The following is a 12,934-nucleotide window of genomic DNA, read 5'->3' on the forward strand; positions in this document are numbered from 1 at the left end:
CCCGACAGGCGTTACCCATGTATCCCGGCTGAACACACAGCGCACCCTACGGTCCAGACCGAACTAAATCACCCCCCACATCAGGTCATTGTTTCAATTGTTTCAATAGCGCCGGGCGCTTCCCGGACTGGGGCGGGCTGTCTCTATACTCAGGCAGTCCGCTACCCCCGGAGGGCCCGCCGGTGAGCCAGCCATTGACCCGCCACTTCACTATCAGTGCCGAAGAGCATCGTCTGCGGCAGATCGTCGATAACAGCAGTGCGGTGATCTACGTGAAGGACCTGGACGGCCGCCTGGCGCTGGTCAACCGCGCTTTCGAGCGCCTGTTCAAGGTACGTGCCGAGCGGGTGCTGGGGCATACCGATCACGAGTTCTTCCCCCGCGAAATCGCCGACGTGCTGCGGGCCAACGACCTGCGGGTGATCCAGCTCGGACATGAACTGGAGTTCGAGGAGCAGGTGCCCATGGGCGGTGGCATCCGCACCTACCTGTCGAACAAGTTCCCGCTGTTCGATAGCGAAGGGCGTGTCAGCGCCGTCTGCGGCATCTCCACCGACATCAGTTCGCGCAAGAGCCTGGAAGAAGTCCTGCGCTTCGTCGCCCTGGGCGTGTCCGCCGCGACCGGCAACGAGGTGTTCGAAGCCATCGCGCGCTACATGGTGCGCTCGCTGAATGCCGATTTCGCCTTCGTCAGCCGCATCAGCGACGAGGGCCCGCAACGCCTCACCACCCTCGCGCTCTACTACGAGGGCAAGCTGCACCAGAACGCCACCTACGACCTGAAAGGCACACCTTGCTCCGAGGTGTTCGGCCGCAGTTTCCATTTCGTGCCCCGCGACCTGCGCAGTTCCTACCCCGGTGATGAGGTCCTGGCGTCCTTTGGTGTCGACAGTTACGCCGGCTTCCCGCTTTTTGCCAGCGATGGTCGGCCCTTGGGGTTGATCGCCGCCGGCCGGTTGGGGCCGATGAGTGACCGCGACAAGGTGGAGTCCGTGCTGCGCATCTTCTCGGTCCGGGCTGCGGCGGAGATAGAGCGGCTGGAAGCCGAGGCCAGTTACCGGGCGATCTTCAATACCTCGGAAGATGCCATCTTCGTCCACGACATCGAAAGTGGGGCCCTGGTCGACGTCAATCCCAAGGCCTGCCTTGCCTATGGCTATAGCTACGAGGAAATGCTCAAGCTGGAGATCGACGCGTTCAGTGCCGGCTACTCGCCCTATACCGGCAAGGAGGCGGCTGGCTTCCTGTCGCGCGCCGCTGCCGGCCAGGTGCAGCGTTTCGAATGGCACCGGCGCAATCGCGACGGCAGCCTGCACTGGGATGAAGTGCTGCTCAAGCGCGTGGCGATTGGTGGTATCGACCGCATTCTCGGTATCACCCGCGAGATCACCCAGCGCAAGGAGGCCGAACAGGCGCTACGTGCCAGTGAAACGCAGTACCGCGCTATTACCAATACGGCCCTGGACTGCTTCATCAGCATGGACGAATCCGGCCGAGTACTGGCCTTCAACCCGGCGGCCGAGCAGTGCTTCGGTATCAGTCGCGAACAGGCGTTGGGCCACTCGCTGCTGAAACTGATCATCCCGCCACGCTTTCGTGACGCCTACGAACACGCGCTGGAGCACTACGCACAGACCGGGCACGGTGCGTTCCTCGGCAAGCGTATGGAAGTGGTGGCCCAGCGAGCCGATGGTCGTGAATTCGCCGCGGAACTGGCCCTGACCCAGGTGCCGGGAGACGAGGGGCCGCGCTTCATCTGCTACCTGCGCGACATCACCGAGCGCACTCAGGCCGAAGAAGAGCGCGCCCGGCTGGAACAGCAGCTGCGCCAGGCCCAGCGCATGGAGGCTATCGGGCACCTTACGGGCGGCATTGCCCACGACTTCAATAATTTGCTGACCAGCATGCTCGGCTACACCGTGATGGCCCAGGAACTGGCGGAGCAGGGCGGTGACGAGCGACTCGGCAAGTACCTGTCGCGGGTGCAGCGCTCGGCGGAAAAGGCCCGCGACCTGATCCAGCAGATGCTCACCTTCAGTCGCGGCAGCCGTGGCAAGCCGCAGGTGGTGGCGCTGGACCTGCTGCTGGGGGATTTCATCCGTCTGGTGGAGTCGACCTTGCCGGCGACCGTCGAACTGGAGGTGAAGCTGGACCACGACCTGCCGCAGGTGCTGGCAGACCCGGTGCAACTGGAGCAGGTGCTGATGAACCTCTGCATCAACGCCCGCGATGCCATGGGCAGCGTCGGCCAGTTGCGGGTGAGCCTTTGCCAGCAGGAGCTGGAGGGCGTATGCGCGTCCTGCCAGCAGCGAATCAAGGGCTCCTATGTTGCGTTGACCGTGAGTGACAGCGGCCCGGGCATCGACCCGACCTTGCGCGCGCAGATTTTCGAACCGTTCTTCTCGACCAAGGCGAGTGGGCAGGGCAGCGGCATGGGCTTGTCCATGGTGCATGGCATCGTCCATGAGTACGGCGGCCATATCCACCTGGACAGTGCGCCGGGGCAGGGCGCCACCTTCCGCGTACTGATGCCGGCCCACGGCCCGGCGGCTGCTGCGGAAGCGACCAGTGCGCCGACGGCCGAGCGACCGCTGCTGCGCTCGGCCCTGAGTGGACGCGTGGCGGTGGTGGATGATGACGCCACCGTGGCCGAGTTCATGGGCGAGCTGCTGGAGGGATGGGGGCTGGAGACCGGCATCTTCTGTGACGCCGAGCAGGCCAGCCAGCTGCTCTGCGCTGATCCCTACGCCTGGGATTTCGTCATCCTCGACCAGAGCATGCCGCGCCTTTCCGGTCTTCAGGTCGCCAGGCGTCTGCTGGCCTCCCGCGCGGACCTGCCCATCGTGCTCTACACGGGTTTCAGCGACTCGCTGCTGGAGAGTGAAGTGCAGCAGCAGGGCGTCAAGGCGCTGCTGACCAAACCCCTGAACCAGCAACGCCTGCATCAACTGTTGCAGGCCTGGCTGGAGGGCCCGCGGAGCGGATACAAAGCGGAAACAAACTGAGCGCTGCCAGCCATAGGGCTGATACAGGCCGGGGCCAATCTGGTGTCCAAGGCGGAGAGATGCCGCCAACCAGAACCCCAGGCAGGAGCGCATCATGTTCACCTACTTCAAACGCGTTTCGATCTTCTTCTACGGCCTGATCAGTTACCTGATCTTCTTCGCCACCTTCGTCTACTCCATCGGCTTCGTCGCCAACCTGCCATTTGCGCCGCGTACCCTGGATGGTGAACCGCGCCTGCCGTTCTGGGCCGCCCTCGGAGTCGACGTGTTGCTGCTGGCGATCTTCGCCGTCCAGCACAGCCTGATGGCCCGTCCAGCCTTCAAGGCGTGGTGGACCCAGTGGATCCCGCCTGCAGCCGAGCGCAGCACCTACGTGCTGTTTTCCAGCCTGGCGCTGATCCTGCTGTACAGCTACTGGCAGCCCCTGGGTGGTGAAATCTGGAACATCGAGAACCGCTCCGGCCGCCTGGTGCTGGGTGCCACTTTCGGTTTCGGCTGGGCGCTGGTGTTCTACGCCACGCTGCTGATTAACCACTTCGACCTGTTCGGGCTGCGCCAGGTGTGGCTGAACCTGCTGGGCAAACCCTACACGGCACTGGAGTTCAAGATGCCGGGTGCCTACAAGCTGGTGCGGCATCCCCTGTACCTGGGCTGGTTCCTGTGCTTCTGGGCGACGCCGACCATGACCGCCACCCACCTGCTGTTCGCCGTGCTGACCAGTATCTACATCCTGGCCGCAATCCAGCTGGAAGAACGCGACCTGCTGCGCGAGCATCCCGAGTACGCAGACTACCGGCAGAAGGTGCCCATGTTGCTGCCACGCGTTGGTAGCCGAGACAAAACGAGCGACGGTCGCGAAGCGGCCTGATCACCAACGAGAGAGAGAAGGGCGCCTTGGGGCGCCCTTTTTAATTGAGCGTGGGAAAGCTGTTCGCGAGCAAGCTCGCTCCTACCCGTCACTCGCCCGCAGGGTCGCGCAAGGAAGACTTTCGACAGGCAGAAACGACAAGGCCCGTATCCATGGATGCGGGCCTTGTCGTTACCACAGGAACCGTCAGCCGTTGAAGCGGCGCAGTACCAGGGTGGCGTTGGTGCCGCCGAAGCCGAAGCTGTTGGACATGACGGTGTCGATCTGGGCGTTCTCGCGGGTCTCGCGCAGGATCGGCAGGTCGGCCACTTCAGGGTCGAGCTCGTCGATGTTGGCGGAGCCGGCCATGAACTTGCCTTCCATCATCAGCAGGCAGTAGATGGCTTCCTGCACACCGGCTGCACCCAGCGAGTGGCCGGAGAGGCTCTTGGTGGAGCTGATGGCCGGAGCCTTGTCGCCGAACACAGCGCGTACGCCACGGATTTCCGCCACGTCACCCACCGGGGTGGAAGTGCCGTGGGTGTTCAGGTAGTCGATCGGGGTGTCGACGGTGGACAGTGCCAGCTGCATGCAGCGGATGGCGCCTTCGCCGCTCGGGGCAACCATGTCGTAGCCGTCGGAGGTTGCGCCGTAGCCGACGATTTCCGCGTAGATCTTGGCGCCACGCTTGAGGGCGTGTTCCAGCTCTTCGACAACCACCATGCCACCGCCGCCGGCGATGACGAAACCGTCACGCTTGGCGTCGTACGCGCGGGAGGCGCGCTCAGGGGTTTCGTTGTACTGGGTGGACAGGGCGCCCATGGCGTCGAACAGGCAGCTCTGGCTCCAATGCTCTTCTTCACCACCGCCGGCGAAGACCATGTCCTGCTTGCCCAGCTGGATCTGCTCCATGGCCTGGCCGATGCAGTGCGCGCTGGTGGCGCAGGCCGAGGAGATGGAGAAGTTCACACCCTTGATCTGGAAGGGGGTGGCCAGGCAGGCGGAAACGGTGCTGCCCATGGTGCGGGTCACGCGGTATGGGCCGATGCGCTTGACGCCCTTCTCGCGCAGGGTGTCGATGGCTTCCATCTGGTTGACGGTGGAAGCACCGCCGGAACCGGCGATCAGGCCCACGCGCGGGTTGGAGATCTGTTCGGCGGTCAAGCCGGCGTCTTCGATGGCCTGCTGCATCGCCAGGTAGGCGTAGGCAGCGGCATCGCCCATGAAGCGGAAGAGCTTGCGATCGATCAGCTCTTCCAGGTTCAGGTTGACCGAACCGGACACCTGGCTGCGCAGACCCATCTCCGCATAGGAGGGGTTGTGGCGGATACCGGCGTTGCCGGCGCGCAGGTTGGCGGAAACGGTGGCTTTGTCATTGCCCAGGCAGGAGACGATGCCCAGGCCAGTGATCACGACGCGACGCATGCGGATGTCCTTCAGAAGCTGTCGGTAGAGGTGAACAGGCCTACGCGCAGGCCTTCGGCGCTGTAGATCTCGCGGCCGTCGACGGCCACGGTGCCATCGGCGATGCCGAGGATCAGCGAACGATTAATAGTGCGCTTGATATGGATGTTGTAGGTGATCTTTTTCGCGGTCGGCAGGACCTGGCCGAAGAACTTGACTTCGCCGGAGCCCAGGGCGCGGCCACGGCCGGGATTGCCTTGCCAGCCGAGGTAGAAGCCGACCAGCTGCCACATGGCGTCGAGGCCGAGGCAGCCGGGCATGACCGGGTCGCCTTCGAAGTGGCAGGCGAAGAACCACAGGTCAGGATTGATATCGAGCTCGGCGACGATCTCGCCTTTGCCGTACTTCCCGCCGGTTTCGCTGATATGCACGATGCGATCGATCATCAGCATGTTGGGGGCGGGCAGTTGCGCATTACCAGGGCCGAACAGCTCGCCGCGACTGCAGCGCAGCAGGTCTTCCCGGGTATAGGCGTTTTGTTTGGTCATGCGAGCTCCTCAATGGTCCCCGTCTGGCACAGGGCTTTGCATTCATCCGTCTGCCGTGGCCGTTTTTCGGGGCCTCAGTCGGCAGACTAGTCATAGACTGTTGCGTTGCGGTGAAAGTCACAGAGTGGCGAGCACAGTCGTGCACCTGAGTGACAAAGGCTCGCCGCAGGGGCGTGCCAGGGACATCCCGCTCGCAAATCGTGGAGCACTTTAACATCCCGGAACACTCGACGAATGTCTGGAAACGGCACCATTCGTTTCAGTCCGACGGCCTGCTCAGCCAGCGCTGCATCACGCGCAGCAGATCGGCGCGCTTGAAGGGCTTGGCCAGGTAGTCGTTCATGCCGGCCGCCAGGCAGGCTTCACGGTCGCCCTGCAGGGCGTTGGCGGTGAGGGCGATAATCGGCAGCGTTGCGCCGCCATTCATCTGGCGAATCTGGCGTGTAGCTTCGTAGCCGTCGAGCACCGGCAGGCGGCAGTCCATGAGAATCGCCGAATAGTGATGACGCGAAGCCTGGTGCACTGCCTGGGCGCCATCGCCAACCAGGCTGACCTGAAAGCCGAGGCTGCGCAGCATGGCCTCGATCACCGTCTGGTTCACCGGGTTGTCCTCCACCAGCAGAACGTGCTGGCCAGTGCCTTCGCCCTGCGCCTGTGTCTGGTTGACCAGTGCTTCCGCGCCCTGGGGCCGGAAGGGCAGGGGTATTTCCAGGGTGAAGGTCGACCCCGAACCCTCGTGGCTCTCGGCCCGCAGGGTTCCGCCCATACGTTCGGCAAGGGTGCGGGCGATGGGCAGGCCGAGCCCGGTGCCGCCATAGCGGCGGGAGATCGAGTGATCGGCTTGCTGGAAGGCGTCGAACATGTGTTCCAGGCGATCCGGCGGGATCCCGATACCGCTGTCATGGACCGCGCAGGTGAGCCAGAGCACCTCGCTGTCCAGTGCCTGCCAGCGGGTTTCCACCTTGATGCCGCCTTCTTCCGTGAACTTGAGGGCATTGCCCACCAGATTGACGAGAATCTGCCGCAGTCGCGTCGGGTCGCCGTGGGCTTCGACCCGCTCCAGGCCGTCCTGGGTGTCGAGCGTAAGGGACAGCCCGCGTTGCTGCGCGCTGTGCTGGAACACCTGCACCGATCCCAGGACCAGGTCCAGCAGGTTGAACGGGATGCGCTCCAGTTCCAGGGCGCCGCGCTCGATGCGGGAGAAATCGAGGATGTCGTTGATCACCTTCAGCAGGTGCTCCGTGGACTCCGTGGCCAAGGCCGCGTACTCGGTCTGTTCCTCGGTCATCTCGGTGGTTTCCAGCAACTGCAGCATGCCCAGCACACCATTCATGGGCGTGCGCAGTTCGTGGCTCATCATCGCCAGGAAGTCGGACTTGGCGCGGTTCGCCATTTCCGCTTCTTCATGCGCCTTGATCAGTTGCCCCATCGCTTGTTGCTGTTCCTGGCTGGCCTTTTCGAGGCCGCTGGCCAGGTTGTTGATATGGCGGCTGAGGTCGCCCAACTCGCTGTCATCCACCACCGGCAGGCTGGCGGCGTAGTTGCCTTCCTGAATGGCCTTCACCGCTTCACCCATGGCGCTGATGGGTTGCGACAGGCGCGTGGCCAGGCGACGGGCGAGTAGGAAGGTGAGCAGGAGGGCGATCAGGGCCAGCACCGTCGCTTTGAGGAGGATTTCCTGCTGACGGCTGCTGAAGGCGTCGTTGGACATGCCGACGACGACACGGCCCAGGTAGTTGCTGTCGTTGCTGCGGCCGTCGGCGCTGGCCAGGGTGCGCCGGGCCTGAAGATGCATCTGTTGCTGGAGGATGGGCGCGTGGAACACTTCCACCTGGGCACCGGTCTTTTCCAGGCTGTCTTGCTGTTCCAGGTAGACCAGGATGTTGTCGGCGCGGTCGCGCACTTCGAGGAAACGCACGTGAGGCGTGCTCAGACTGGCCTGGAGCAGGCCTTCCAGCACCTCGAGGTTGCCGGTGACCACACCGTACTCCGCCGCCGGGGCGAGCTGGCTCGCGATCAGTTGGCCGGTGTGGTTCAGCTCCTGGCGCAGGTCCTGCAAGCGGGCGAAGGTGAAGAAGCCGGTGAGCAGCAGGGTCAGCAGCAGTGCCGGCCCGAGGCTGATCAACTGGGTGCGGGTATGGATGTCCCAGCGTCGCCGCAAGGTCATGGGCACGACGCTCCTTTGGCGGCAGGAGAGTTCGGGAGTCTGGGAGAGGGTCGGCACATCTTCCTATTGCCTCGGTGCGGGGTCGTCCGTGAAGCGGAACTATGCTGGAACTCTAGTCCCGATATGCCCCAATGCTGGGGGAAATTTCGATATCCGAAGATTGCCAGGGAACGAATCGAGCACTCTTGACGCCAAAAAACTGCGGCATCTTAACCGAGGAAGGTCGCTTTGCCAGCGCAATGGCTCTGGATAGAGGCTGGCTGGGCGGCGGCGCCACCGTATAATGCGCAAATTCGCCATTCCAATGGCCTACATGGATCCGTTATGACTGAACAGCAACCCGTCGCGGTGCTAGGCGGCGGCAGCTTCGGCACCGCCATCGCCAATCTGCTGGCCGAGAATGGCCAGCGCGTGCGCCACTGGATGCGCGACCCGGAGCAGGCTGAAGCGATCCGCACCCTGCGCGAAAATCCGCGCTATCTCAAGGGTGTGAAGATCCTGCCCGGCGTCGAGCCGGATACCGACCTGGCCGCTGTCCTCGCCGACTGCGAACTGGTCTTCGTTGCGCTTCCCTCCAGCGCCTTGCGCAAGGTGCTGGAGCCGGTGGCGGGACAGCTCGCGGGCAAGCTTCTGGTGAGCACCACCAAGGGCATCGAAGCGCAGAGCTTCAAGCTGATGAGCCAGATTCTCGAGGAAGTGGCCCCGGACGCGCGCATCGGTGTGATTTCCGGCCCCAACCTGGCCAAGGAAATCGCCGACCATGCCCTCACCGCCACCGTGGTAGCCAGTGAAGACGCCGAACTCTGCAAGCGCGTGCAGTCCGCGCTGCATGGCCGCACCTTCCGCGTCTACGCCAGCCAGGATCGCTTCGGCGTCGAGCTGGGCGGCGCCCTGAAGAACGTCTACGCCATCATTGCCGGCATGGCCGCCGCCCTGGACATGGGCGAGAACACCAAGAGCATGCTGATCACCCGCGCCCTGGCGGAGATGACCCGCTTCGCCGTCAAGCTCGGCGCCAATCCCATGACCTTCCTCGGCCTTGCCGGCGTCGGCGACCTGATCGTCACCTGCTCCTCGCCCAAGAGCCGCAACTACCAGGTGGGCTATGCCCTGGGCGAGGGCCTGTCCCTGGAAGACGCGGTCGCGCGCCTGGGTGAGGTCGCCGAGGGCGTCAACACGATCAAGGTGCTCAAGACCCGTGCCGAAGAGCTGCAGGTCTACATGCCGCTGGTCGCTGGCCTGCATGCCATTCTTTTCGAGGGGCGTACGCTGGCTCAGGTGATCGAGTTGCTGATGCGCGGCGAGCCCAAGACGGACGTAGATTTCATCCCAACCACCGGCTTCTAGCCTGGACCCATCACCCTTTCGGACAAGGAGATTCCCCCATGAGTGAAGACCGCGAAGACCTGCAGCGCGAGCACATCCTGCTGCGCGTCCTGTGGATGCTGATCTTCGTTATCGTCTGGCAACTGGCCGAGATCGTGCTGGGCGCCGTGGTCCTGCTGCAACTCGGTTACCGCGCCTTCTACGGTGCGCCCAATGCGGGGCTGCTGTCCTTCGGCGACAGCCTGAGCCAGTATCTGGCGCAGATCGGCCGCTTCGGCACCTTCAATACCGAAGAGAAACCCTGGCCCTTCGGCGACTGGCCCGAAGCCCGTGCCTCCGAGGGCGAGGCGCCGCACGCGGTGCCGCCTGCAGCCCATCCGGTGCGTGACGAAGAGCCCAAGCTATGAGGCTCTGGCTCCTGCGTCACGGCGAGGCCGAGCCCCGTGCCCGGACCGATGCGGAGCGCGAACTCACCCGCCACGGCCGCAAGGACGTGCTGCACAGCGCCGCCCAGCTTGCCGGGCGGCCGCTGGGCGCGATTCTCGCCAGCCCCTACGTGCGGGCCCAGCAGACCGCAGAGCTGGTTCGTGATGCGTTGGGCTTCAGCGGTGCCATTGGCACCGCCCCCTGGATCACCCCCGAGAGCGATCCACGGGAGGCGTTGAATTTCCTTGCCGAACGCAGCGAGCAGGATCTCCTGCTGGTCACCCATAATCCCTTCGTCAGCGACCTGGCGGGTCTCCTGATCCACGGCCATCGCCAGGAACCCTTGCCCATGGGAACCGCCACCCTGGCCGAGCTGGAAGGTGACCTCCTCATCCCCGGGCTGATGTCCCTGCGCAGCATCCATCACGTTCGCCGTCACTGACGATTCGCAACATTTCTTAACTTGCGCCTCCTCCGGGTGCGTGGAATATTCGCCCAAGCAAGTGCTTGGTTGTCCCCCACAAAAAGAACAAAGGAGGAGGCCCTGTGGCTGATGCAGTCCGTTTGCCGCTTGAAGTGTTTTTCGAACGCGAAGCTCGTCACCCGAACAAACGCTACCTGGTCCAACCGCTTGGCGGCGGCAGGATCGAGGAGCTGACCTGGGCCGAAGTGGGCGAACAAGCCCGTCGGGCCGCCAGTTGGCTCCGCGGACGCGATCTGCCCCAGGGCAGTCGAATCGCGATCATCTCCAAGAATTGCGCCCACTGGATCGTCGCCGACTACGCCATCTGGATGGCTGGCCACGTCTCCGTTCCCCTCTATCCCAACCTCACCGCCGAATCGGTCCACCAGGTTCTGGAGCATTCCGAATCGGCGCTGGCCTTCATCGGCAAACTCGACGATTGGCCGGCCATGGCTGGCGGTGTGCCCGAGGGTGTCCCGACCATCGCCCTGCCGATCCATCCTGAAGGCACCTTCGATTTCAGCTGGGCCGACCTGCAGGCCGTCAACCCTATCCAGGACAGCCCCAAGGGTGCGCCGGACCAGCTCGCCACCATCATCTACACCTCCGGTACCACGGGTACGCCCAAGGGGGTGATGCACAACTTCAGCAACTTCGCCTTCGCCGCCAACCACGGGATGAACATGTTCCAGACTGGCGAGGAAGACCGCTTGCTGTCCTACCTGCCGCTCTGTCATGTGGCGGAGCGCATGTTCGTCGAGATGGGCTCGCTCTACGCCGGGCAGACGGTGTTCTTCGCCGAAAGCCTGGAAACCTTCCTCGAGGACCTGCGCCGTGCCCGGCCCACCGCCATTTTCGGCGTGCCGCGGATCTGGACCAAGTTCCAGATGGGCGTTTACTCGAAGATGCCGGCGCAGAAACTCGATCGCTTGCTCAGGCTGCCCGTCATCGGCCGCATGGTCGGCCGCAAGGTGCTTGCCGGCCTTGGCCTGGATGCCGTGCGAAATGCCTTGTGCGGCGCTGCACCGGTGCCTGGTGCGCTGCTGAACTGGTACAAGCGCCTCGGCCTGGAAGTGCTGGAGGTCTACGGCATGACCGAGAACTGCGGCTACTCCCACCTGTGCCGCAAGGGCGAGGTGATGCCTGGCTGGATCGGCCGCAACAGCCCCGGCGTGGAAGTCCGCATCAGTGAAGAGGGCGAAGTGCAGGTACGCAGTGGCGCCACCATGCAGGGCTATTACAAGGACCCGGCCAAGACCGCTGAAACCATTACTGAAGACGGCTACCTGCGTACGGGAGACAAGGGCCAACAGGATGCCAACGGCAACCTGCGCCTGACGGGTCGCATCAAGGAAATCTTCAAGACCAGCAAGGGCAAGTACGTCGCGCCGGCCCCCATCGAAAATCGGCTGGCGGTGCATCCGCGTATCGAGCAGGTCTGCGTGGTGGGTGACGGTCTGCCCCAACCCATGGCGCTCTGCGTGCTCTCCGAGGTCGGGCGGCAGGAGGCGGCCAACAGCGCCCGTTCCGAGCTGGAACTCAGCCTGCGCAGCCTGCTGGAAGAGGTCAACGGCGACCTCGACAAGCATGAGCGTCTGCAGGGGCTGGTGCTGGTCAAGGACGTGTGGGCAGTGGACAACGGTTTCCTCACCCCGACGCTGAAGATCAAGCGCAACATCGTTGAAGATGCCTATGGCAAGCGCTTCCCGGAATGGCTGGAACGCCAGGAAGCGGTGGTCTGGCACGAATGATCAAACCTGGCCGGAATTCCCCTCCCGGCCTTCCACAAGGAGCGACCCGATGGGCCTGTGGCGACAAATCCCCGATCTTGCACACCTCAACGAATCCCTGGCGAACACTATTGGCGAAGGCCTGGACATCCGTTTCGAGTCCTTCGACGACGAATCCCTGACCGCCAGCATGGTGGTCGATCAGCGCACCCACCAGCCGTACGGCCTGCTGCATGGCGGCGCTTCAGTGGTGCTCGCGGAAACTCTTGGCTCCACCGCCAGCTTCCTGTGCATCGACAACAGCCGCTTCTACTGCGTCGGCCTGGAGGTCAACGCCAACCACCTGCGTGGCCTGCGCAAGGGCCGCGTCACCGCAGTCGCTCGGCCGGTGCACCTCGGCCGCACGACCCATGTCTGGGATATCCGCTTGACCGGCGAAGATGGCAAGCCCAGCTGCATTTCCCGCCTCACCACGGCCATCGTGCCTCTCGGCGCCGAGCCGCCAAGCCGATAAGTAGGAGCGAGCTCTGCTCGCGAACTTCCCCGCACAAAAGGCCCTGTCCCCGCGTAGGGTGGATCACGCTCCATCGATCCACCATCGGTGGCCGGGGCGGGCATCGAACGGTGCAAATAAAAAGCGATTTCCACCTTACGTCCCGGCTCCGTAGGAGCGAGCTCTGCTCGCGAACTTCCCGCGTAAAGGGCCCTGTCTCCGCGTAGGGTGGATCACGCTTCACCGATCCACCATCGGAGCCGGGGCGGGCATCGAACGGTGGAAATAAAAAGCGATTTCCACCCTACGTCCCGGCTCCGTAGGATCGAGCTCTGCTCGCGAACTGCCCCGCACAAAGGGCCCTGTCTCCGCGTAGGGTGGATCACGCTCCATCGATCCGCCATCGGTGGCCGCGGCGAGCATCGAATGGTGGAAATAAAAAGGTTCTTCACGGATTACCGGGGAAGGCGGCTTTGATTTTCATGAAAAAGAAGTCGCTGTCCCGATAGCCGTAGGCCATGCGCT

The 12,934-nt window shown here is 63.8% G+C and carries 10 protein-coding genes; 7 read left to right on the forward strand and 3 right to left on the reverse strand.

The annotated features are described in order from the left end of the window. Nucleotides 1-182: 182 nt before the first annotated feature. Nucleotides 183-3,005, forward strand: coding sequence for a PAS domain-containing hybrid sensor histidine kinase/response regulator (locus MnOB_RS21910; protein ID WP_077526337.1), 2,823 nt, complete (start codon nucleotides 183-185; stop codon nucleotides 3,003-3,005). 94 nt (nucleotides 3,006-3,099) lie between these two features. Beyond that, on the forward strand, nucleotides 3,100-3,873 hold the full coding sequence (gene mddA / locus MnOB_RS21915) for a methanethiol S-methyltransferase (protein WP_077526338.1): 774 nt from the start codon (nucleotides 3,100-3,102) through the stop codon (nucleotides 3,871-3,873). Nucleotides 3,874-4,059: 186 nt separating this feature from the next. Here the strand turns inward: mddA and fabB are convergent, their stop codons facing one another. From fabB to MnOB_RS21930, 3 genes are all read right to left on the reverse strand, one after another. Continuing rightward, the gene (gene fabB, locus MnOB_RS21920) at nucleotides 4,060-5,277 is read right to left on the reverse strand and encodes a beta-ketoacyl-ACP synthase I (protein WP_077526339.1); all 1,218 of its coding nucleotides are present in this window, start codon (nucleotides 5,275-5,277) and stop codon (nucleotides 4,060-4,062) included. An 11-nt stretch (nucleotides 5,278-5,288) separates the two neighbouring features. Beyond that, nucleotides 5,289-5,804, reverse strand: a complete 516-nt coding sequence (gene fabA / locus MnOB_RS21925) for a 3-hydroxyacyl-[acyl-carrier-protein] dehydratase FabA (RefSeq protein WP_077526340.1) — start codon at nucleotides 5,802-5,804, stop codon at nucleotides 5,289-5,291. A 259-nt stretch (nucleotides 5,805-6,063) separates the two neighbouring features. Continuing rightward, nucleotides 6,064-7,971: an ATP-binding protein gene (locus MnOB_RS21930; protein ID WP_077526341.1), complete on the reverse strand. Its 1,908-nt coding sequence runs from the start codon at nucleotides 7,969-7,971 to the stop codon at nucleotides 6,064-6,066. 324 nt (nucleotides 7,972-8,295) lie between these two features. On the opposite strand from MnOB_RS21930, the gene MnOB_RS21935 reads away from it, so the two are divergent. From MnOB_RS21935 to MnOB_RS21955, 5 genes are all read left to right on the forward strand, one after another. Beyond that, nucleotides 8,296-9,318, forward strand: coding sequence for an NAD(P)H-dependent glycerol-3-phosphate dehydrogenase (locus MnOB_RS21935; RefSeq protein WP_077526342.1), 1,023 nt, complete (start codon nucleotides 8,296-8,298; stop codon nucleotides 9,316-9,318). 38 nt (nucleotides 9,319-9,356) lie between these two features. Further along, nucleotides 9,357-9,704, forward strand: coding sequence for a DUF4389 domain-containing protein (locus MnOB_RS21940; RefSeq protein WP_077526343.1), 348 nt, complete (start codon nucleotides 9,357-9,359; stop codon nucleotides 9,702-9,704). Next, complete coding sequence (gene sixA / locus MnOB_RS21945) at nucleotides 9,701-10,165, forward strand: phosphohistidine phosphatase SixA (protein ID WP_077526344.1); 465 nt, start codon at nucleotides 9,701-9,703, stop codon at nucleotides 10,163-10,165. The genes MnOB_RS21940 and sixA overlap by 4 nt, the downstream gene beginning before the upstream one ends. Before the next feature lie 104 nt (nucleotides 10,166-10,269). Next, nucleotides 10,270-11,937 (forward strand): AMP-binding protein, encoded by a 1,668-nt coding sequence (locus tag MnOB_RS21950; RefSeq protein ID WP_077526345.1) that lies wholly within the window; start codon nucleotides 10,270-10,272, stop codon nucleotides 11,935-11,937. A 49-nt stretch (nucleotides 11,938-11,986) separates the two neighbouring features. Then, on the forward strand, nucleotides 11,987-12,430 hold the full coding sequence (locus MnOB_RS21955) for a hotdog fold thioesterase (RefSeq protein ID WP_077526346.1): 444 nt from the start codon (nucleotides 11,987-11,989) through the stop codon (nucleotides 12,428-12,430). Nucleotides 12,431-12,934: the final 504 nt, after the last annotated feature.

This window comes from Metapseudomonas resinovorans (genome assembly GCF_002003485.1).
Classification (GTDB): domain Bacteria; phylum Pseudomonadota; class Gammaproteobacteria; order Pseudomonadales; family Pseudomonadaceae; genus Metapseudomonas; species Metapseudomonas resinovorans_D.